Here is a 20,114-nt window from a genome sequence, read left to right on the forward strand (position 1 = left end):
AACTGACTCCTTCACCCGCGAACCCTCACGAATGTCCCGCGAACTGGCAGAAATATCCAGCGAACCAGCGAAAACGCGCGCAACAACCGCTACCTCGGCGCGTAACCAGCGCCACTTCGCGTCAGCCGCTGACGAGCATGCAGACCGGGCGCTGGACGCCTGCGTCCTGGATCGGGATCCCCGGATACTCCCAGGTCGGCTGCATCGCCTCGGTGACCCGGTCGAGATCTCCGGAGCGCACCGCCTCCAGCCGGTTGCCGTAGACATCGATGCGCTCCCGGGCCGCGGCGAGTACGTCGTCCCACTCGTCCTGCAGTGGTGGTGCCGCGTCGACGGCCTCGAGATCGACCACGGTCTGCTCCCACTCGGAGACGATGCGCTCGTAGGCCGGAGCGAGGGTGTCGAGGTCCCCGTCGGTGAGGTCGTCACCGGTCTTGATCTTGGCGAGGACGTTGAGGCCGACCGTGAGATCGTTCTCGAAGTCACTCTCGTCACGACGGATGCCGACGGCCAGACAGGCCTCGCTGACCTGGGTCACGAACTCCGCGGAGCCCTCCACGACGGCTCGCAGCGAATAGGGATCCATGCAATCCGTCCGGCCGAGGCCCAGTGTCGCGAGTGCGTCGTTCAAGGAGCCGGACTCGGCCCCTCCGGGCTGGACCCGTCCGTGGCATCCGCGTCGGTCGAACCGGGCAGGAACCCCGTGCTGACCTTCGCCCAGTCGCCCGTTGCCAACAGGTCGCGCCTGGTCTCGGTCTGGGTGATGAGCTGGTCACCGGAGTCGATCACGACCTCCCACGCCGCCTGCTCCTCGGGCTTGTCGGAGCTCAGTGCGGACAGGATCTCCTGCATGGCCCGCAACCGGTCCAGCCGGGAGTCGAACCCATGGTGCCACTGCGCGAGCTGCTCCGCGCTCGGCTCCTGCTTGTCGAGGATGCTCGTCACGACGTCGATGGCGGGGGACTCCTCGGCCGACAGTGCCGAGTTGACCGACGCCGTGCATGCCGCCATCGCCCGCTGGTGGAAGGGTGCGTCGTCCGGGACGGGCAGTCTGGTCTCGGACGTTGAGCGGCCGTCCGGCGTGGCGTCGTCGCCGGCGTCGTCGTCCGACGAGCCGTTGCAGGCGCCGAGCAGGAGGAGAGCAGCAGCGGCGAGAGCCATCCGCGAGGAGGTTCGTGGGTTCACGTCCTCGGCCTACCCCGGGGGCAGTCGTCTCACACCCGCGACTCCAGGTCCCCGACCGGCAGGTGGTGCCAACTGCGGACGAAGAACGAATCATGCCGTACGCCGCGGCTGGGGTCCGCGCTGATGTGGGGGTGCGCGGCCAGCAGCTCCTCGATCGCGATCGTCGCCTGGAGACGGGCTGCGTGGCTTCCGATGCAGAAGTGCGGACCGCTGCTGAAGGCCAGGTGCCGGTCGGGCCGCCGGCGTACGTCCAATTCTGCTGCGGTCTCCCCGAACTCCCGCGGATCGCGGTTGGCGGAGGCGTAGAGCATCATCACCTTCGCGCCCTCGGGAAGCACCGTGTCGTGGATCCGTACCTCGCGGGTGGTGCTCCGCGCGAGTCCCTGCACCGACGACTCGAGGCGCAGGAACTCGAGCACGGCACCGGAAATCAGGGAGGGGTCGTCGAGCAGTAGTCGACGCTGGCCAGGAGCGGCGGTGAGCAGGGTGATCCCGTGCGAGACCAGGCTCGCCGACGTGTCGCTGCCACCGGCGACCATCACGAAGCAGAAGCCCAGGATGTCCCAGTCGGAGAGCCTCTCCCCGTCGAGCTCGGCGGCAACCAGAGCCCCCAGCAGGTCGTCGTGCTCGCAGGTACGGCGATGGGTGATCTGCTCGGAGAAGTAGCCCATCATCTGCGCCGCCGCGTCCATGCCACTCAGCTGTTCGGGGTCGACGGCGAAGCCGTCGTTCTGCACCTGCGTGAGCGCTGCGACCCACGGTGCGAAGGCGGCGCGATCGCTCTCGGGCACCCCGAGGAGATCGGCCAGCACGAAGACCGGAAGGGGGGACGACACCAGCTGGTGGAGATCGACCTCCTCGCCGGCCGCAGCGCGCTCGGTCAGGTCGGCGATTCGCTCCCGCACGAAGTCGCGGATCTTCTGTTCCATGCTCGCGATCCGGCGCGGGGTGAAGGCGCGACCGATGAGGCTGCGCAAGGCGGTCTGCACGGGCGGATCCAGCATCACGATCGTCGGCGGGATCCCCAGCTTCCCGATCTCGTCGGGGTGGAAGGTCAGTCCACGTGCCGACGAGTACGTCGCGGGCTCACGGACCGCGTCCCAGATGTCGTCGAACCGTGCGAACGACCAGAACTCGGGAATCCCGGGTGCCCCTGGATGGTGGTGCACCGGCCGTTCCTCGCGAAGTGCGGCGTAGGCCGGGTAGGGGTCGGCGCGGAACGCGGGATCCAGCGGGTCGTACGCCACCGTCATGGGGACATCCTTCTAACAAGAGCCGTTAAATTGGCTGTCGCTAGTGTTCAGTGCCGTGGCCCGAGATGCAACCCCCACCAGGCAACGACTGGTGCGCGCGGCCGAGCGGCAGTTCGCCCGCGACGGCGTGGGCGGTGCCCGGCTGGCGTCGATCGTCCGCGAGGCCGGCCAGGCCAATGACTCGGCCGTGGGTTACCACTTCGGCTCGCGGCAGGGCCTGGTCGCCGCGATCGCGGCGGAACATCTGGGCACGATGGAGGGTCGGCGCAAGGGGCCCGCGCCCGGGGACGGAGTGCTGGAACTGGTCCGCAAGGTCGTCGAGCCGACCACCGACCTGCTGAACGACGAGCGCGGCAGGGACTTCCTCCGGATCATGGAGCAGTTGGCCGGATTCTCCGGGTTGGCCACCGGGCGCACGGTCGAGTTGCTGACCGGCACTGTCCTGGACCAGCAGCTGCGGGCCCTGGTCGAGGCACTGGAGGCGGAGTTCGGCACCGACGTCGCTAGGGAACGCGTCGCGACCGTCGTCACCTTCTTCGCCGCGGCACTGGCCGAGCGGGCGCGCGAGGTGGAGTCGTCGCGCCGGGTCCGGCTCTCGCACTCACGCTTCGTGGACCACCTCGTGTCGATGCTGACCGGTGCCCTGACGGGCTGACGCAGCCTCGGGCGCAATCAGCGCGACTTCGGCCCGCAACTGCGCGACCTCGGCACGCAACTGCGCGACTTCGGCGTGGGTCAGCCGTCCGCGAGGTCGAAGAAGACGATCGGGTCACTTGTCGGCTGGGGAGATCCGCCGTCGGGTTCCACGGTGATCCCGGCACCGACGGCGTCGGTGGCGTCACCGGTGAGGAGCATGGTCTGGTCGGGACGGTCCGGCATCAGGCCGGCATCGACCATCTCGCCGTCGGGTGTCTGCAACCAGAGCTGGTAGTCGCGGCCCTCGGGAGCGGACGGCATGTCCTGGGTGATCACGACTGCCCGCCCCTGCGACACCGAACGCACCAGGCGGGCGGTCGCGCCGTCGGCCAGGTCGAGCCTGACCTCCTGTGCGTCGTCGGCGGCCATCACCTGGTCCGCCATGTTCGGTGCCTCGCTGGTCTCGTCCGTCCACGGTTGGATGACTGCCACGGCGCCGCCCAGCAGGACGACGACGGCCGCGGCGGCCGCGAGCAGCGGCAGCCGACGTCGGCGCCGTTCGATGGGCACGACCGCAGCCGACGGTTCCGACTCGGTCGGCGGTGTACGCAGGGGCGGCAGCGGGCGAACCTTGGCGATCTCGGAGAGTACGGCGTCGCGCAGGGCCGGCGGCGGAGGTGCGCTGGTCAGCTCGGGGAGGAGGCCGGTGGCTTCGCGAAGCTCAGCCACCTCGATCCGGCAGTCTCCGCAGACCGCCAGGTGTGCCTCGAAGGCGACGCGTTCCGCGTCGTCGAGTGCGTCGACCGCGTAGGCACCGGAGAGTGCATGGATGTCGTTCACTGGGCCACTCCCATCGTGTCTCGCAGTCGGATCAGGCCGTCTCGGATGCGTGTCTTCGCCGTCCCGACCGGGAGGTCGAGCAGGCTGGCCACCTCGGTGTGCGTGTAACCGCCGAAGTAGGCAAGTTCGATCGCCTCGCGTTGGACGGTCGTCAAGCTCGTGAGCGCCGCGCGGACCCTCCTGCTCTCCAGCCCGGCCAGCGCCGCCTCCTCGGTGGAGTCGTGCTCCACACGGTGGTCGGCGCGGGCGTAGGTCGTGTCGCGACGACTCGACGACTCGGCCGAACGTACCCGGTCGACGGCTCGTCGGTGGCCGATGGTCATCAGCCACGACAACGCGCTGCCGCGCCGCGGGTCGAACCGCGACGCGGTGCGCCAGATCTCGAGGTAGGCCTCCTGGGTCACCTCGTCGGACTGCGCCGGATCGCGTACGACGCGGGTCACCAGGCCGTGCAGCCTCGCGGCCGTGGCGTCGTACAACTGTGCAAAGGCTGCCTCGTCCCCACGAGCCGACCGGTGCAGCATGCCGGCCAGTGGGTCCGCGGTGCCTCGCCCCACCGGCGATGTGTCGCCGGTGGAGTCGGGATGGGCCTGGTTCACGTCTTCGATCCTTGCGCTCGACGGTGGTGAATCAGGGCATCAACACGGTGTCGATGACATAGACCGTGGCATTGGCGGTCGGGATGTTGCCGCAGAGCACGGTCGCCTTCTCGTCGGCGACCTTGAACGACTCACCGGAGCCGGTGACCTTGATCGTGTCGCCGGCCAGGGTCTCGTGCTCGCCGGCGAGGTCCTCCGGCGCCAGCTTGCCGGCCACCACGTGGTGGGTGAGGACGGTCGTCAGCATCTCCTTGTCGGCCATCACGCCGGCCATCGCGTCCTTCGGGATCTCCGCGAAGGCGTCGTCGGTGGGCGCGAACACCGTCAGGGCCTCGGCCGAGTTGAGGGTGTCCACGAGGCCGGCCTCGCCGACGGCGGAGACCAGGGTCTTGAGCAGCGGGTTGGCGGAGGCCGCGGTTGCGACCGGCTCGGTGGCCATGCCGTTGAAGGAGCCCGCACCGTCGGTCGGGATGAGGCTGCAGCCCTCGCCGAAGGTGGCGGCCGCGGCGTCCATGTCGTCACCGTCGGCGTCGTCGCCCCCATGTCGTCGTTGCCATCGGTCATGTCGACGCCCGAGTCCTGGCTGGTGTTGTCGTCTCCCGACGAGTTGTCGTCGGAGTCGTCCGAGCCGCAGGCAGCGAAGGAGGCGGTCATGGCGATCGCGGCCGCGGCGACGCCGGCCCGCTTGAGGATGGTGCGCTTCATGATGAGGCCTTTCGATGGTGGATTGTCAGGAGTGATTCGGAGCTGGCGCGAGGGCCGGATTGGTCCAAACCCCTTATTTTTCGACGGTTACGAGGATTTCCTGGATGCCGCTCGACCCGTCCGGGAACGGAGTGGCGCGTACGCCGGTCTGTACCTCGCCGTCGACGGTCGTCGCGCGCACCGCCAGCGTGTGCCGACCCGGGGTGGCGTCCCAGAGGTGGAACCACTGGCTCCAGTAGTCGACACCGGCGTCCGGGCCCAGCCGGGCGGCCTGCCACGGGCCACCGTCGATGCAGACCTCGACCGCCGCGATGCCGCGGTGCTGGGCCCAGGCGACCCCGCCGATCGCGACCCGGCCGGCGGCGACCCGATCCGCGGAGCGCGGCGTGTCGATCCGTGAGGACACCTTGATCGGACCGTCCTCGGACCAGTCGCGTTCGGTCCAGTACGCCGTCGCCTTGCCGTAGCGGGTGATCGTCAGCTTGCGCAACCATTTGGTGGCGCTGACGTAGCCGTAGAGCCCGGGCACGATGAGACGCGCCGGCGAGCCGTGCTCAGCGAGGAGCGGCTGGCCGTTCATCCCGATCGCGACCAGCGCATCGCGCCCGTCGAGGGCGACCGCGAGCGGGGTGCTGATGGTGAAGCCGTCAGCTGCCGTGCTGAGGATCTGGTCGGCACCGGACTGCACGCCCGCTCGTTCCAGCAGCGTCGCCAGCGGTACGCCGAGCCACCGGGCGGAGCCGATGTATCTGCCGCCGACCTCGTTGGAGACACAGGTCATGGTGATGTCACGCTCGACCATCGGCAAGGCGCAGAGCTCATCGAAGTCGAGGGTGAAGGGCTGATCGACCTCGCCGTCGACGCGAAGGTCCCAGTCGTCCACCGGGACCAGCGGGACGCTGAGGTTGATGTCGACGCGATAGAAGTCGCCATTCGCGGTGCGGAAGTCGGAGATCCCAGGGATCGCCTTCTCCAGCCCGGTCGGCAACGGTGCCGGCACGCTGCTGGCCTTGGGCAGCACGATGTTGCCGATGCTGGTGCGGGCCTGCTCGACCACCCGGCCGATCCAGCCACCCGCTCCTGCCAGCACCGCGACGGCACCGGCGGTCAGGAGCAGGGTGCGGCGTGAGGTGCCGGCAACCTGGGGCTGGGCGGTGCCGCGCGCCATCGGGTGCCAAGCAGGTGGGTCGGGGAGGGGTGCTCCGTCGTGCGGGGACTCGTCCACTGGGGCCGGATCGTCCGGCGGGGTGTCCGCTGCCGACTCAGGGTCGTCCGGCAGTGCGGCCCCGTCGAGACGGCGCAGCACCAGCAGCACGCCGGCGCCGGTGAGACCCGCCGCCAGCGCCGGGAGGGCGTCGTACGGCTCGGCGAGAGGGCGGTTGAGTGCGGCGAGCCCGGCCAGGCCGACCAGGGCGAGGAGGAGGGCGAGGCCGACGGCGAACCGCCGGTGCGCGAGCGCGCCCGCAACGGCGGCGAGCAGGATCGTCACGGCCAGCACGCTGCCGACCAGGATCGTCTTGTCGTTGTCGCCGAACTGTCGGATCGCCCATTCCTTCATGGGTGTCGGCGTCTGGTCGATGACGGTCGCTCCGACCGCCAGTACCGGCGACGACGCGGGAGTGAGCAGCGCTGCGACGAGGTGGCCGATCGCCATGCCGGCCAGGCAGGCGAGCACCCCGAACCCCAGCCACACCAGGAGCCCCGGTCGGTACGGCGGCGCTGATGTCGGGCGGTCACTCGCTCGGGTGTCCATGCGAGTGATTCGGAGCGAGCCGGCGTCCGGATTGTTAGCGTCGTCGTCATGACCGATGTCATCGAGATCGCTGGACTGGTGAAGACGTTCGGGAGGTTCCGGGCGCTGGACGGGCTCGACCTGCAGGTCGCCGAGGGCGAGGTGCACGGCTTCCTTGGTCCCAACGGGCAGGCAAGTCCACGACGATCCGGGTGCTGCTCGGGCTGCTGCGTGCCGACTCCGGCGCCGTGCGGCTGCTCGGCGGTGACCCGTGGAAGCAGGCGGCGGAGCTGCACCGGCGTCTCGCCTACGTGCCCGGCGACGTGAACCTGTGGCCCAACATGACCGGCGGTGAGGTGATCGACCTGCTCGGTCGACTCCGCGGTGGCATCGACGAGCAGCGCCGTGCGGACCTTCTTGAGCGCTTCGAGCTCGACCCGACGAAGAAGGGGCGCTCCTACTCCAAGGGCAACCGTCAGAAGGTCGCCCTGGTCGCGGCGCTGGCGTCCCCGGTCGAGCTGCTGATCCTCGACGAGCCGACGAGCGGATTGGACCCCATCAAGGAGGCCGCCTTCCAGGAGGCGATCGACGAGTTCCGCTCCGATGGACACAGTGTGCTGCTCTCCAGCCACATCCTCGCGGAGGTGGAACGGCTCTGCGATCGGGTGACGATCATTCGCAACGGGGTGGGCGTCGAGTCGGGCAGCCTGAGCGAGTTGCGCCACCTCACCCGCACCTCGGTGATGGCAGAGGTCGCCGAGGCGCCGCACGGCCTCGACCGTCTCGTGGGCGTCCACGACCTCGTCGTGGAGGGCAAGCGGGCCGTGTTCGAGGTCGACACCGATCAGCTCGACTCGGCAGTCGGAGCCTTGCACCGGCTGGGGATCAGGTCGCTGACCGCGCAGCCGCCCACGCTCGAGGAGCTCTTCCTGCGGCACTACGGCGACGAGCTCCCCGCAGCTGGCTCGGCCACTGCCGAGGGGGATCCAGCATGACCGGCGCCGGTCTGCTGCTGCGCACCTTCCTCAGGCGTGACAAGTGGTGGTGCTGGCGTGGACCGTGGGCATCACGCTGCTCTACTGGTCGCAGGCCGTGGGCATCGAGGGGGTCTACGAGAGTCAGGCGGAGTTCGACAAGGCGGCGGCGTTGATGGAGAAGAACGCCGCCTTCATCGCGATGGCCGGACCACCGCGGGCCCTCAACACGGTCGGCGGCCAGGTGACGTGGCAGGCCAGCGCCTTCGGGGCGGTATGCGCCGGCCTGATGAGCATGTACCTGATCGCGCGCCACACCCGGGCCGAGGAGGAGAGCGGCCGCGACGAGATCCTCCGCGCCACCGCGATCGGCAGGTGGGCTCCGCAGACCGCTGCGCTCGTGACGGCGCTGCTGGCCAACGTGTTGGTCGGCCTCTGTGTCGCGGGCAGCCTCTGGTCCTACGGTCTTCCGACCGCCGGCTCGGTCACCAGCGGTCTGCAGGTGGGACTGACCGGGTGGGTCTTCACCGGAACCGCACTCGTTGCGGCCCAGCTCACCCAAAGCACCCGCGGCATGTATGGCATCGCAGGGTCGGTGATCGCCATCTCCTACGTGCTCCGTGCTGTCGGCGATGTCGGCAACGGCATCCTCTCGTGGCTCTCCCCGATCGGCTGGGGCCAGGCCATGCGGGCCTTCTCCGGTGAGCGTCTCGCTCCCGCGCTGCTCCTGCTGGTGGTGGCCGCGCTGGCCGTCGGGGCGTCGTACCTGCTCTTCGAGCGGCGCGACGTCGGGAGTGGGTTGCTCGCAGCGCGCCCGGCCCAGCCCGGGCCCCGGCGTCGCTGGGTGGGCCCGTCGGACTGGCCTGGCGGCTGCAACGCGGCTCGGTCGTCGGCTGGGTGGTCGGCCTCTTCCTCTTCGGCCTGGCCTACGGATCCATCGGAGACAGCGCTGCTGACCTGATCGGCGGTTCCGACACCACCCGCGAGCTCCTCGAGGTCGCTGGGGCGGCGCTGGTCGACGGGTTCTATGCCAACGCGCTGTTGATGTTGGCCCTGCTGGGGTGCGCCTTCGCGATCTCTTCCGCGCTCCGGCCCCGTGCCGAGGAGGAGGCCGGCCGCGTCGAACCCCTGCTCGCGACCCCGTTGCCGCGGGGACGTTGGTATGCCGCCCACGGTCTGGTCAGCGTGACCGGCACCTTCGCCGTCGCCGTTGCGGGAGCGCTCGGCATGGCGATCGGGTACGCCGGGGTCACCGGATCCCTGGATCGCTTCGCCCCGTTCCTCGTGGGGGCGCTCTCGCTGACCGCCGCCACCTTGGTGTGGATGGGAGTGGCCCGGCTGCTCCACGCGTTGTCGGCCGACTGGGCGCCCTGGGCCTGGGCCGGGCTCGGCTTCAGCGTGGTCGTGGTGCTCTTCGCCCGACCGCTGGACTTCCCCGACTGGCTCACCGCGTTGTCGCCCTACGAGCACCTCGCCCTGGTGCCTGCCCAGGACCTCGACTGGCCCCCACTGCTGGTGCTGCTGGCGCTGGCCGGACTGCTCTGGTGGGCCGCCCAGGCCGCCTTCGCCCGGCGCGACGTGCACTGACCCCCATCGGAGGTCGAGCCTGCGCCGTCTCGAGCCTGTCGAAGGGTCGAGACCCACCCACCCCGTCCCGGAGGCCCAGCCTCAGGCCAGTTCCCGGTCGAGCCGGGCCAACTGGCCCGAGATCAGCGGCAGCAGCGGCGAGTTCGCGCCGACGGCGTCGCGCTGGGCGCACCACATCTCGTAGTCGTCGGAACCCCATGCGGAACGTGTCCAGGTGGACATCAGATCGGGCGTGCCGGAGTGCAGCACGGCCGCTCGCAGTCCGGCCTCCACCGCCTCACGCAGCCGTACGACGCCCGGAGCGGTCGAGCGTGGCAGCAGCGGGCCGCGGTAGCTGCGGAGAGCACCGGACACGTCACCAGCGCTGAGCTTGGCCTCCACCTCCAGCCAGTCGGCCGAGACGTCGGCGGCCAGGCGGTAGGGGCGAGAGGCGAGCAACTCGTCGCCGAGCAGGGCGCGCAGTCGCTTCATCTCGGCACGCAGGGTCGAGGACTGGTTGTCGTGCTCGTAGAGGAGCACGTTGAGCTCGTCGCCCGACAGGCCTCGTGGCGCCGACGCCAGCAGCACCACGATCTCGCTGTGTCGAGGGCTCAGCCGGAATGCGCCGGCGCGACCCGACGTCCCGGTGATGCGGGTGAGTGCTTCTTGACGTCCCAACGCCTCCAGGCTGACGGTGAGCCGGTCGGGTGCGGCCACCGCGCTGGCCGGTGCCGAGGAGAGGTGCGCGTGGGCCAGCTCGGTCTCGGCCATCCGGGCGGCGGCCCGGACCATTGCGAGGGTCTGGGGCACGGCGATCTGCTCGGCACCTGTCACGTCGAGCACGCCCAGCAGTGCGCCCGTGACGGGGTCGTGGATGGGAGAGGCCGCACAACTCCAACGCTGCACGGAGCGTCGGAAGTGCTCGGACCCGATGACGCTGACCGGCTGGTCGAGGGCGATCGCCATACCGGGGGCATTGGTGCCGGCGAAGCGCTCGTCCCAGTTGGCGCCCTCGACGAAGCCGATCCGCTCGGCCTGGCGCAACACGTCGGGGCGTCCGCAGACCCACAGCAGCTGGGCGCTCGCGTCGGAGACGGCCATGACCGCATCGCAGTCGCGTGCCGCCTGCCCGAGCACGTCGTCGAGCAGCGGGAAGACGGCGGCGAGCGGATGGGCGGCACGGTGGTCGTGGAGCAGGTCCTCGTCCAAGGTGATCGGTGCTTCGGGTGCGTCGGCGGACACACCGGCTGCCGCCGACCGGTGCCACGAGTCGGCGACCTGGGCGCGCATCCCGTCGTTGGTCACCTCGTCAGTGTGCGTCGCGGATGTGACCCACGCAACGTTGTTGCAACGACACGCTCCCTAGCTTGGTGATCGGCGTCACGGAGGCGCCCTCGGATCCACACCGGACTTTGGAGATCACATGACTGTTCACGCAGCGCCCGGCACCTCGGAATCGGCGATCAAGGTCGAGAGCCGCTACGGACACTTCATCGGCGGCCAGTGGGTCGACCCGATCAAGGGCCAGTACTTCGAGAACATCTCCCCGGTGAACGGCAAGCCCTTCACCGAGATCGCCCGCGGCACGGCCGAGGACATCGACGCGGCGATCGACGCGGCGTGGGCCGCTGCCGACGCGTGGGGCCGTACGTCGACCACCGACCGCTCCAACATCCTGCTCAGGATCGCCGATCGCATGGAGCAGAATCTCGAGGACCTCGCCGTCATCGAGACCTGGGACAACGGCAAGGCCGTCCGCGAGACCCTCAACGCCGACATGCCGCTGGCCATCGACCACTTCCGCTACTTCGCCGGTGCCCTCCGCGGCCAAGAGGGCGGCATCTCGGAGATCGACGAGAACACCGTGGCCTACCACTTCCACGAGCCGCTGGGAGTCGTCGGTCAGATCATCCCGTGGAACTTCCCGATCCTGATGGCCGTGTGGAAGCTGGCGCCGGCGCTCGCTGCCGGGAACGCCGTCGTACTCAAGCCTGCGGAGCAGACCCCGTGGTCGATCCTCAAGCTCGTGGAACTGATCGGCGACCTGCTCCCGGCGGGCGTGCTCAACGTGGTCAACGGCTTCGGCGTCGAGGCGGGCAAGCCCCTCGCGTCGTCACCGCGAATCCGCAAGATCGCCTTCACCGGTGAGACGACGACGGGCCGGCTGATCATGCAGTACGCGTCGGAGAACATCATCCCGGTGACGTTGGAGCTCGGCGGCAAGAGCCCCAACATCTTCTTCGACGACGTCGCCTCCGCGAACGACGCCTTCTACGACAAGTCCCTCGAGGGCTTCACGATGTTTGCCCTCAACCAGGGTGAGGTCTGCACCTGTCCCTCGCGTGCGCTGGTGCAGCAGTCGATGTATTCCGACTTCGTCCCCGACGCGATCAAGCGGGTCGAGGCGATCAAGCAGGGCAACCCGCTCGACGAAGGGACGATGATGGGCGCTCAGGCCTCCAACGACCAGCTCGAGAAGATCCTCTCCTACCTCGACATCGGCAAGCAGGAGGGCGCGAAGGTGCTCACCGGTGGTGAGCGCAACGTGCTCGAGGGTGACCTGGCCGAGGGCTACTACGTGCAGCCGACGGTCTTCGAGGGTGACAACTCGATGCGGATCTTCCAGGAGGAGATCTTCGGCCCCGTCGTTTCCCTGACCTCGTTCAACGACGAGGCCGATGCCCTCAAGACGGCCAACGACACCCTCTACGGTCTCGGCGCCGGCCTGTGGACCCGTGACGGGAGCCGGGCCTTCCGCGTGGGGAAGGCGATCCAGGCCGGCCGGGTCTGGACCAACTGCTACCACGCCTACCCGGCCCACGCCGCCTTCGGCGGTTACAAGCAGTCGGGCATCGGGCGTGAGAACCACAAGATGATGCTCGACCACTACCAGCAGACCAAGAACCTCCTGGTCTCCTACAGCCCCGACAAGCTCGGATTCTTCTGACCCCACCCGTTGGTCGAGCGCTCCGGTGGTCGAGCGCTCCGGTGGTCGAGCTTGTCGAGACCCGGTGAGGCACCCGGCCAACCCAACCACCCGGCGTACGTCGGCAGAAGCGGAGACGACATGACGGCACCACCCGCACGGGTCGCGGTCACCGACCAGGCGGCGGAGATGATCCGCCGCCTGGTCGGCATCCACGGCCCGGTGATGTTCCACCAGTCCGGCGGCTGCTGCGACGGGAGTTCGCCGATGTGCTACCCGGACGGCGAGTTCCGCACGGGTGCCTCGGACGTGCTCCTGGGACACCTCGACGTCGGCACGGAGCGCAAGGTGCCGATGTGGATGTCGGCAGCGCAGTTCGAGTACTGGAAGCACACCCACCTCACCGTCGACGTCGTGAAGGGCAGGGGTGCGGGCTTCTCGCTGGAGGCACCGGAGGGGGTGCGTTTCCTGATCCGCTCCCGGCTCTTCAGCGACGAGGAGTACGCCGCACTGGAGGGTTGAGCGGGCCCCAGCGGTCCGGCGGGACGGAGCAGGTCGTCGCGTGGCGGGAGCGCGCGTGGCCCGACGTGATCCTGTGCGGGGACGTGCGACGATCGTCGGCATGAAGGCAACGACGCAGGGTGGGAGGCCCGCGGGCGAGCGGGGTAGGAGCAGGGCCGAGGTCATCGGCGACGGCATCCAGTGGACGGCCCGTTGGAGCCTGCGCTGGGTCTGCATCGCGCTGGGAGCCCTGTTGCTGGGTCTGGTCATCAAGTGGACCTGGACGATCGTGCTCCCGGTGACCCTCGCCCTGATCATCACCACGGTCCTGGCGCCGCTCGCCGGCTTGATGGAGCGCTGGCTCCGGTTCCCGCCCGCCCTGTCGGCGGCGGGGTCGCTGATCCTCTCGATGGGGGTGGTCGGGTTCGTGTTCTACCTGCTCGCGCCGTCGGTGGGTGGTCAGACCGGGCAGATCGTGGATGACACCGTGGGTGGCCTGCAGCGGCTCCAGGAGTGGGTGCAGGAATCCGACATCGTCTCCAAGAGGCAGCTGGACACGGCGCTGCAAACCGTGCAGGACCGGCTCATGGAGTCGACCGGCGACATCGCCTCCGGCGTCCTGGTCGGCGTCGGTGCGGTGACCTCGGCCCTGGTCAACCTGGTGGTCACGCTGATCCTGACGTTCCTCTTCCTGAAGGACGGCCGCAAGTTCATCCCCTGGGTCCGTGGCGTGGCCGGCGACAAGGTCGGCTCGCACCTGGCCGAGGTGCTCACCCGGTCCTGGACCACGCTCAGCGGATTCATCCGGACCCAGGCCGTGGTCAGCATGATCGACGCCGTCTTCATCGGCATCGGCTTGATCCTGGTCGGGGTGCCTCTGGCAGTTCCGCTCGCCGTGCTCACCTTCTTCGGTGGCTTCGTCCCCATCGTGGGAGCCTTCGTGGCGGGCGGTGTCGCTGTCCTGGTCGCGCTGGTCGCGGTCGGTTGGAAGGGTGCGCTGATCGTGCTCGCGATCATCGTCGCGGTCCAGCAGCTCGAGGGCAACGTGCTCTCGCCGTGGCTGCAGTCGAAGAGCATGAATCTCCACGCTGCGGTGGTGCTGCTCTCGGTGGCGCTGGGCGGGACGCTCTTCGGCATCGTCGGTGCGTTCCTGGCCGTGCCGGTGACCGCAGTCATCGCGGTGGTGCTGCGCTACCTCAACGAACAGGCGGCGTTGGCCGAAGGCACGCCCGAGCCGTTGCACCGTCTCGTGGTCGAGACCGCGGCCGGCCACCCGCTCGCCGTGGACGACGTCGACGACGACTCCGACGCCCAGGGCGGCGCCGCGAGTGCAGAGGAGCTCCCGGACGACGACTCGACCTCGTGATGCCCGGGCGCAGCCCCGGGCACGTGGCACCATGACGTCCATGACCGAGCTCGTGAAGTATGCCGTCACCGCCGGCATCGCCACCCTCACCTTCGACTCGCCCCACAACCGCAACGCGCTGTCGCGGCAGCTGCTCACCGAGTTCCAGGAGCGGATGGAGCGGGCTGCGGCCGACGCCGACGTGAGGGTCGTGGTGATCCGGGCCGAGGGCCGCACCTTCTGCTCCGGCGCCGACCTGTCCGAGGCGTCCAGCGGGACGATGGAGGAGGGGCGCTGGCGATCGTGGAGCTGCAGCGCCGGATCGCAGCCCACCCCAAGCCCGTGGTCACCCGCCTGCACGGGGCGGTGCGCGCGGGCGGCATCGGGATCGTCGCGGCCTCCGACGTGGCGATCAGCGCCGACGATGCGACGTACGCCCTGACCGAGGTGAGGCTCGGCCTCGCCCCGGCGGGGATCTCGCTGACCGTGCTGCCTCGCATGACCAGCCGCGCTGCCGCGTGGGCCTGTCTGACGGGGAGAAGTTCACCGGTGCCCAGGCAGCCGAGATGGGGCTGGTCACCAAGGCGGTGCCGGAGAGTCACCTCGACGCCGAGGTCGACGAGGTCTGCCGGGCTCTCGCCTCCGGAAGTCCCCAGGGCCTGCGCGAGACCAAGCGGCTGCTCAACCGGCCGCTGCTCGACAACATGGACACCCATGGCCCCGACCTGGCCAAGCTCTCCGCGCGTCTCTTCGAGTCCGACGAGGCCCGTGACGCGATGCTCGCCTTCCTGAGCCGCTCGAAGTAGCACGGGTTGCGCGGTGACGTCGCAGTCGTCACAGGTCAGCTGTGGAGCAACCGCACCCGCGGGTCACGCAGCCACAGCCCGACCCAGGCGAGTGCGGCGACCGCGAAGGCCATCACGCTGTGGCCGAAGGGCTGCTCGAGCCACAGGTTGAGGCAGATCGCGCCGCCGAGGTAACCGGTGAGCAGTACGGCGCCGAGCACCGCCGTACGCGGCACGAGGTGGATGAGGAGCACCACGGTGAGCACCGCACCGCAGATCACCGGGAAGTTCTCCGGGCCGGCGTGCTCGTCGTTCCACTCCTTGACGGCGTCCACCACCAGCAGGTGGCTGATCGCGTCGAAGGCGAGGAACGCGACGACGAGGCCGGTGATGACCAGCCCCGCGACGTGCCCGGTCGTACGACGGCTCGTGGGTTCGGTCCCACTGCTGCCGGCAGGTGTCTGGTGGGTGGTGCGCGCCATGGGAAGTCTCCTCAGGTGAGTGCGTGGATGTTGATGCAGACCGGTCTCGGGCAGCGGACTCATCGTTGTCCTGACGAACTACGCTCAGGACATGTCCCTGCCTGAGCTCAACGAGCCGGAAGCGCGTGGTTCGCGTGTCAGTGATGCTGCCCTGGTCATCGGCGTCTTCGTCGGGGTGCTGTGGGTGCTGGAGATCGTCGACACGATCCTCAACAACCGGCTCGACCGCCTGGGCATCGAACCGCTCCAGGCCGACGGTCTGTGGGGCATCCTCTTCGCGCCGCTGCTGCACTCCGGCTTCGGTCACCTCATCGCCAACACCATCCCGGCCCTGGTGCTGGGCTTCCTGATCCTGCTGTCGGGCGGCCCCGTCTGGGCCCGCGCGACCGGCACCATCTGGCTGATCGGTGGAGTCGGCACCTGGCTGACCGGCGGCGCCAACACGCTTCACCTCGGTGCGTCCGTGCTGATCTTCGGGTGGCTCACCTTCTTGCTCCTGCGCGGTTTCTTCAATCGCAACGTGCTGCAGATCCTGCTCGGCCTCGTCGTCTTCGTCATCTATGGCGGAGTGCTGTGGGGCGTGCTGCCGACCACCCCCGGCGTCTCTTGGCAGGGTCACCTCTTCGGCGCCATCGGCGGTGGGTTGGCGGCGTTCTGGATGGCGGAGCGTGAGAAGGGCGCCGAGACCCGAGCCTGACCTCCGGGAATGCCGGCGCCGCCGGTAAAGTTGGGTGCTTGTCACCTCTCTCGCCCCGGAAACGAGGACCGCTTGTCCGAGCAGTCGCCCACGCCTGACCCGACCGACGACGTCGCCGCCCGTGAGGTCGCAGGCGAGCAGGCTTTCGTCGAGCGCGTCTATGCCCAGATGGAGGTGTCGGCACGCTCTGCGCAGGAGCTCGCCCGCGAAGGTCACGAGCGTGGTCGGCTGGGTCACGAGGGTGGCCTCGTCGAACGCGACGCGATGGTCTTCCAAGCGGCCAAGCGGATGGCGCAGCTCGATGCCGCGCACGAGGGGCTCGTCTTCGGGCGCCTCGACCTGCGTCGGGCCGTCGATCCCGAACCCCGCTACATCGGTCGCATCGGCCTGCGCGACGAGAACCACGACTCGCTCCTGATCGACTGGCGGGCCCCCGCAGCCGCTGTCTTCTACCAGGCGACCGCGGCCACGCCGCAAGACGTCGTACGACGCCGGGTGCTGCGCAACTCCGGACGTGCGGTGATCGGTGTCGAGGACGAACTGCTCGACCCGGAGGCACCGGAGTCGGGTGACCTCCCGATCGTCGGCGAGGGTGCGCTGATGGCGCAGCTCTCCCGTGCCCGCGACCGGTCGATGCACTCCATCGTGGCGACGATCCAGGCCGAGCAGGACGAGGCCATCCGGGCACCGGGGCGCGGCGTGGTGGCGATCTCCGGTGGCCCCGGCACCGGCAAGACGGTCGTGGCGCTGCACCGGGCGGCGTACCTCCTCTACAACGACCGACGCCGCTATGAAGGCGGTGGCGTGCTCATCGTCGGCCCGTCCGGTGTCTTCATGCGCTACATCGAGCGGGTGCTGCCCAGCCTTGGTGAGACGGCGGTGGCGCTGCGTGCACTCGGTGAGGTCGTCAACGGTGTCCGTGCCACCCGCCACGACGAGCCGGCGGTCGCCGATGTCAAGGGGTCGCGTCGGATGGCAGAGGTCGTCCGTCGCGCTGCGCGGCAGGCAGTGCCCGGTGCCCCCAGCCAGTTCCGCCTGTTCTACCGAGACGACGTGCTCGTGCTCGATCGCGCCCTGCTCGGCAAGATCCGCCGCCAGCTGCTCTCCCAGGGCCAGCGCAACCGTCAGCTGCCGCGAGTCGCCTCGACGTTGCTCGATGCCCTGTGGCGTCAGGTGCGCAGCGACCGCGGTCGCGATCGTGGCAAGGAGGCCTTCCTCGACGACATGCTAGAGGACGAGGTCTTCCTCGAGTTCGCCGTCCAGTGGTGGCCGCCGATCGATGCGTCGATGGTGCTCGAATGGCTCAAGGACGCCGACTTCCTGGCCCGCGTTGGTGATGGAGTGCTGAGCCGCGACGAGCAAATGCTGCTCCACAAGAGCTGGCAGGCCGGCGGGCTCACCATCGAAGACGTCCCGCTGCTCGACGAGGTCCGCTACCAGGTCGGGGACATACCCGAACGCAACCAGGGTCAGGACGAGTGGGGTGACCACCGGGGCGGCGACCTGCAGGAGCTGACCACGGTCGCCGACCGCGAGTTCAACAGCGGCCCCGGGTGGCGCCCGCCGACCCATCGGATCGAGGACGACCCCTTTGCCCACGTGCTCATCGACGAGGCACAGGACCTCACACCGATGCAGTGGCGCATGGTGGGCAGGCGTGGTCGCACAGCCTCGTGGACCATCGTCGGTGACGAGGCCCAGTCGTCCTGGCCGGTGCCGGCCGAGGCCGCCGCTGCCCGGGCCGAAGCGTTGGAGGGCAAGCAGGTGCACGCCTTCCACCTGTCGACCAACTACCGCAACTCCTCCGAGATCTACGCCTACGCCGAGGCGTATGCCAAGCGAGTCGGACTCGACGCAGACCTCCCGCGCGCCGTGCGCTCGACCGGCGCCGAGCCGGTCGTGGTCGGCCCGGTCGACGACCTCTCGGAGGCCACCCGTGCTGAGGTCACCCGGCTCGCCGCGGAGGTGCAGGGCACGGTCGGCATCGTCGTACCGGTGGCCCGTCGGGCAGAGGTGAACGCCTGGCTCGCGTCCTGGTCGGAGTTCGCCGACGATGCGAAGTCGGCGGCCAACCCCGGTGACTCCGCGAGCGGTGAGGACCGGATCGTGGTGCTGACCGGCCTCGAGACCAAGGGGTTGGAGTTCGACGGCATCGTCGTCGTACGACCCCAGGAGATCGAGGACGAGTCCGCGACGGGCCGCGCAACGCTCTACGTGGTGCTCACCCGAGCCACGCAGTTGCTGACGCTCGTCAGCTGACGTCCGGATCGGGCGGCTGGGACTGTTGCTCGAGCGGCGCCGCCCCTACGCTCGACGCCATGAGCGATCTTCCGCCGTACCCGTCCAACGATCCGCAGCAGCCGGGCTGGGGCAACCAGCCGCCGCCCGGACCAGGCGGTGGCGGCCAGCAGCCGCCCGGCCCGCCCGGGGCTGGGGGCAACCGCAGTACTCAGGACCGCCGCCGTCCGCCAGCTATGACGCCACCCAGGCGATCGGCTACGGCTGGAAGGCGTTCCGCGCCCACGCCGGCCCGTTGCTCGTGGTCTCGTTGCTCGCGATCCTGGTCCCGGGGGCGATCCAGGGCATCGGTACGGCGACGAGTGGCGCCGAGGGATTCCTCACCTTCACGGCGGACTCCAGTGGTGTCGAGTTCGACTTCAACCCCGGGGTGTTGGTCTTCAACGTCATCGGGTCGATCGTCGGCCTGATGCTGTCGGCGGTGGCGATCCGCGTTGCCTTCGACGTGGTCGACGGCCGCGAGGTCAGTGTCGGCAACGCGTTCAACCGGATCGACTTCGTCCAGGTCATCCTGGCGGCGATCCTCGTCGGGGTCCTGGTCACGATCGGCCTGATGCTCTGCATCCTGCCGGGCATCGTGGTGTTGTTCATGACCTTCATGACCAACTACTTCATCGTCGGCAAGGGCCAGGATGCGATCACGGCGATCAAGTCCAGCTTCTCGTTGGTCAGCGCCAACTTCGGGGCATTGCTGCTGCTCGCGTTGTTGGTCTTCTGCGTGATGCTCCTCGGCGTCCTGGCCTGCCTGGTCGGCGTCTTCGTGGCCTACCCGATCGTGACCGTCGCCGCTGCCTTCACCTTCCGCTACCTGCACGGGGAGCCGATCCGTCCGCTGCAGTGACGGCCCGGCTGGGGTGTCAGAACGTGTTGGGGAAGGTCATGGCCTGCTGCGCGGGCCGAACCATCCCCAACACGTTCTCAGTGCGCGACGCCGTACAACCGGTCGCCGGCGTCGCCGAGGCCGGGCACGATGTAGCCACGTTCGTCGAGGCGCTCGTCGAGGGCGGCGGTGACCACGGTGACGGGGACCTTGACGTCCTTCAGGTCGTCCTCGATCCGGGCGACGCCCTCGGGGGCGACGAGCAGGCAGATCGCGGTGATGTGGTCGGCGCCTCGGTCGACCAGGAAGCGGACCGCGGCGGCGAGCGTGCCGCCAGTGGCAAGCATCGGGTCGAGCACGTAGCACTGGCGGCCGGAGAGGTCGTCGGGCAGCCGCTCGGCGTAGGTCGACGCCTCGAGGGTCTCCTCGTTGCGGATCATGCCGAGGAAGCCGACCTCGGCCGTCGGCAGCAGCCGAACCATGCCGTCGAGCATGCCCAGCCCGGCCCGCAGGATCGGCACGACCAGGGGCTTGGGCGTGGTCAGTCGGACGCCCTCGGTGGGTGAGACGGGGGTGGTGATGGTGACCGGTTCGACCCGCACGTCACGGGTCGCCTCGTAGGCGAGCAACGTGACCAGTTCGTCGGCAAGGCGACGGAAGGTCGGACTGTCGGTGCTCGTGTCACGCAGCGTGGTGAGCTTGTGGGCCACCAGCGGGTGGTCGACGACCTGGATCTTCATGCCCCAGACCCTACTGTCCCGGCCCCGCGT

20 protein-coding genes and 2 pseudogenes are annotated in these 20,114 nt (G+C 69.4%); 12 read left to right on the forward strand and 10 right to left on the reverse strand.

All coding sequences use genetic code 11. The features are described from left to right. Positions 1-121 precede the first annotated feature (121 nt). From L1066_RS00980 to L1066_RS00990, 3 genes are read right to left on the reverse strand one after another with little or no spacing between them, the layout of a single operon-like run. Positions 122-586 carry a hypothetical protein gene (locus tag L1066_RS00980; protein WP_235734502.1) on the reverse strand — a complete coding sequence of 155 codons (465 nt, stop codon included), beginning with the start codon at positions 584-586 and terminating at the stop codon, positions 122-124. Between the two features lie 41 nt (positions 587-627). Continuing rightward, entirely contained in the window at positions 628-1,185 is a 558-nt protein-coding gene (locus tag L1066_RS00985) for a hypothetical protein (protein ID WP_235734503.1), read from the reverse strand. Between the two features lie 29 nt (positions 1,186-1,214). Next, positions 1,215-2,438, reverse strand: a complete 1,224-nt coding sequence (locus L1066_RS00990) for a cytochrome P450 (RefSeq protein ID WP_235734504.1) — start codon at positions 2,436-2,438, stop codon at positions 1,215-1,217. A 55-nt stretch (positions 2,439-2,493) separates the two neighbouring features. On the opposite strand from L1066_RS00990, the gene L1066_RS00995 reads away from it, so the two are divergent. Continuing rightward, entirely contained in the window at positions 2,494-3,093 is a 600-nt protein-coding gene (locus L1066_RS00995; RefSeq protein ID WP_235734505.1) for a TetR/AcrR family transcriptional regulator, read from the forward strand. A gap of 80 nt (positions 3,094-3,173) precedes the next feature. On the opposite strand, the gene L1066_RS01000 is transcribed toward L1066_RS00995, so the two are convergent. The 4 genes from L1066_RS01000 to L1066_RS01015 form a co-directional block, all read right to left on the reverse strand. Then, positions 3,174-3,914, reverse strand: coding sequence for an anti-sigma factor (locus tag L1066_RS01000; RefSeq protein ID WP_235734506.1), 741 nt, complete (start codon positions 3,912-3,914; stop codon positions 3,174-3,176). Continuing rightward, the gene (gene sigK / locus L1066_RS01005; RefSeq protein ID WP_235734507.1) at positions 3,911-4,513 is read right to left on the reverse strand and encodes an ECF RNA polymerase sigma factor SigK; all 603 of its coding nucleotides are present in this window, start codon (positions 4,511-4,513) and stop codon (positions 3,911-3,913) included. Before sigK ends, L1066_RS01000 begins: the two co-directional genes overlap by 4 nt. Positions 4,514-4,544: 31 nt before the next feature. Next, positions 4,545-5,027: a fasciclin domain-containing protein gene (locus L1066_RS01010; RefSeq protein ID WP_235734508.1), complete on the reverse strand. Its 483-nt coding sequence runs from the start codon at positions 5,025-5,027 to the stop codon at positions 4,545-4,547. Positions 5,028-5,291: 264 nt separating this feature from the next. After that, the gene (locus tag L1066_RS01015) at positions 5,292-7,118 is read right to left on the reverse strand and encodes a molybdopterin-dependent oxidoreductase (RefSeq protein WP_235734509.1); all 1,827 of its coding nucleotides are present in this window, start codon (positions 7,116-7,118) and stop codon (positions 5,292-5,294) included. Here L1066_RS01015 and L1066_RS01020 point away from each other — a divergent pair. The 3 genes and pseudogenes from L1066_RS01020 to L1066_RS01030 all read left to right on the forward strand — a co-directional run bounded on the left by L1066_RS01020 (position 7,020) and on the right by L1066_RS01030 (position 9,511). After that, positions 7,020-7,945, forward strand: a pseudogene (locus L1066_RS01020) (ABC transporter ATP-binding protein). The gene L1066_RS01015 and the pseudogene L1066_RS01020 sit on opposite strands and share 99 nt — an antisense overlap. A 43-nt stretch (positions 7,946-7,988) precedes the next feature. After that, positions 7,989-8,885: a hypothetical protein gene (locus L1066_RS01025; protein ID WP_235734510.1), complete on the forward strand. Its 897-nt coding sequence runs from the start codon at positions 7,989-7,991 to the stop codon at positions 8,883-8,885. After that, positions 8,822-9,511: an efflux permease Rv1217c-related protein gene (locus L1066_RS01030; RefSeq protein ID WP_235734511.1), complete on the forward strand. Its 690-nt coding sequence runs from the start codon at positions 8,822-8,824 to the stop codon at positions 9,509-9,511. Before L1066_RS01025 ends, L1066_RS01030 begins: the two co-directional genes overlap by 64 nt. An 81-nt stretch (positions 9,512-9,592) precedes the next feature. Here the strand turns inward: L1066_RS01030 and L1066_RS01035 are convergent, their stop codons facing one another. Then, entirely contained in the window at positions 9,593-10,795 is a 1,203-nt protein-coding gene (locus tag L1066_RS01035; RefSeq protein ID WP_235734512.1) for a helix-turn-helix domain-containing protein, read from the reverse strand. A 118-nt stretch (positions 10,796-10,913) separates the two neighbouring features. Here L1066_RS01035 and exaC point away from each other — a divergent pair, with 118 nt between their 5' ends. The 5 genes and pseudogenes from exaC to L1066_RS26305 all read left to right on the forward strand — a co-directional run bounded on the left by exaC (position 10,914) and on the right by L1066_RS26305 (position 15,068). Then, the gene (gene exaC / locus L1066_RS01040; protein ID WP_235734513.1) at positions 10,914-12,437 is read left to right on the forward strand and encodes an acetaldehyde dehydrogenase ExaC; all 1,524 of its coding nucleotides are present in this window, start codon (positions 10,914-10,916) and stop codon (positions 12,435-12,437) included. A 120-nt stretch (positions 12,438-12,557) separates the two neighbouring features. Further along, positions 12,558-12,938, forward strand: a complete 381-nt coding sequence (locus tag L1066_RS01045) for a DUF779 domain-containing protein (RefSeq protein ID WP_235734514.1) — start codon at positions 12,558-12,560, stop codon at positions 12,936-12,938. 100 nt (positions 12,939-13,038) lie between these two features. Continuing rightward, positions 13,039-14,283 carry an AI-2E family transporter gene (locus L1066_RS01050; RefSeq protein ID WP_235734515.1) on the forward strand — a complete coding sequence of 415 codons (1,245 nt, stop codon included), beginning with the start codon at positions 13,039-13,041 and terminating at the stop codon, positions 14,281-14,283. A gap of 40 nt (positions 14,284-14,323) precedes the next feature. After that, a complete protein-coding gene (locus L1066_RS26300; RefSeq protein ID WP_283095226.1) occupies positions 14,324-14,704 on the forward strand; it encodes an enoyl-CoA hydratase-related protein in 381 nt (126 codons plus the stop codon). Next, positions 14,605-15,068: pseudogene (locus tag L1066_RS26305) on the forward strand (enoyl-CoA hydratase-related protein). Before L1066_RS26300 ends, L1066_RS26305 begins: the two are co-directional and overlap by 100 nt. Positions 15,069-15,103: 35 nt before the next feature. Here the strand turns inward: L1066_RS26305 and L1066_RS01060 are convergent. Continuing rightward, entirely contained in the window at positions 15,104-15,529 is a 426-nt protein-coding gene (locus tag L1066_RS01060; protein WP_235734516.1) for a DoxX family protein, read from the reverse strand. Between the two features lie 91 nt (positions 15,530-15,620). On the opposite strand from L1066_RS01060, the gene L1066_RS01065 reads away from it, so the two are divergent. The 3 genes from L1066_RS01065 (at position 15,621) to L1066_RS01075 (ending at position 19,365) form a co-directional block, all read left to right on the forward strand. Next, positions 15,621-16,226 (forward strand): rhomboid family intramembrane serine protease, encoded by a 606-nt coding sequence (locus tag L1066_RS01065; RefSeq protein WP_235734517.1) that lies wholly within the window; start codon positions 15,621-15,623, stop codon positions 16,224-16,226. Positions 16,227-16,298: 72 nt separating this feature from the next. Then, positions 16,299-18,485 carry a HelD family protein gene (locus tag L1066_RS01070; RefSeq protein WP_235734518.1) on the forward strand — a complete coding sequence of 729 codons (2,187 nt, stop codon included), beginning with the start codon at positions 16,299-16,301 and terminating at the stop codon, positions 18,483-18,485. Between the two features lie 25 nt (positions 18,486-18,510). Then, complete coding sequence (locus tag L1066_RS01075; RefSeq protein ID WP_235734519.1) at positions 18,511-19,365, forward strand: hypothetical protein; 855 nt, start codon at positions 18,511-18,513, stop codon at positions 19,363-19,365. Between the two features lie 77 nt (positions 19,366-19,442). Here L1066_RS01075 and upp read toward each other — a convergent pair whose 3' ends face one another. Beyond that, a complete protein-coding gene (gene upp, locus L1066_RS01080) occupies positions 19,443-20,084 on the reverse strand; it encodes a uracil phosphoribosyltransferase (protein ID WP_235734520.1) in 642 nt (213 codons plus the stop codon). Between the last annotated feature and the right edge of the window lie 30 nt (positions 20,085-20,114).

Origin of the sequence: Nocardioides alcanivorans (genome assembly GCF_021555175.1) — a bacterium.
In the GTDB taxonomy this organism is placed as follows: domain Bacteria; phylum Actinomycetota; class Actinomycetes; order Propionibacteriales; family Nocardioidaceae; genus Nocardioides; species Nocardioides alcanivorans.